General features: G+C 45.7%; 1 protein-coding gene. It reads right to left on the bottom strand.

The features are described from left to right. The coding region (locus IMQ48_RS17245) for a fimbrial protein (protein WP_196209983.1) at window positions 1-521 on the bottom strand (521 nt) is incomplete at its 3' end. Window positions 522-626: the final 105 nt, after the last annotated feature.

Here is a 626-nt window from a genome sequence, read left to right on the forward strand (position 1 = left end):
GTACCGTTCGCATTACCGCCAGTAACTATTGCTTCAGTCGCGATATAGCGAGCGAAGAAGTCGAGGTTGGTTGGTACAGCACCGTCCGCGTTAATGGTGACCGGCTTGGATTCGCTGCCCAGCGGCAGTTCGGAGGAGTCAGCATTCAGTAACTGAATTGCAACGCCTTTCGCAACACCAGCAGTACCGTAGCCAGTTAACTGCACATAATCGTTGTTGGTGGTGTCTGCTGTACCGCTATATTTCACATGAACGGGTTTACCCAGCAAGTCGTCTGGACAACCGCTTAATACCAGAGTGAACGCGGTGGTAGATGCAGTATCACCAGCAGCCGTAAAAGTCGTTTTGGCAACTTCGCCCAGGTTTACCGTCTGCGGTGATGTGAAGGTGCTGTTGACCTGGCAACCCGCTTCGATAATCTTGCCGGTGAAATCAATTTTGCCATTACCATCCACAGCCATTACAGCTGAAGAAATTCCCATTGTGGTAAAAAATGCTACAGCAGCCAATTTTCCTTTCATTGCAAAACATCCTTTCTTGGTTAGTTTCCATAAAAATAAAAATATCTTAGAATATATTATTGATATATCCCTTAGATGGTATTAGATTACATTTTTGCAGTGTTC

The sequence above is a fragment of the Citrobacter sp. Res13-Sevr-PEB04-36 genome, from assembly GCF_015672735.1.
Classification (GTDB): Bacteria; Pseudomonadota; Gammaproteobacteria; order Enterobacterales; family Enterobacteriaceae; genus Citrobacter.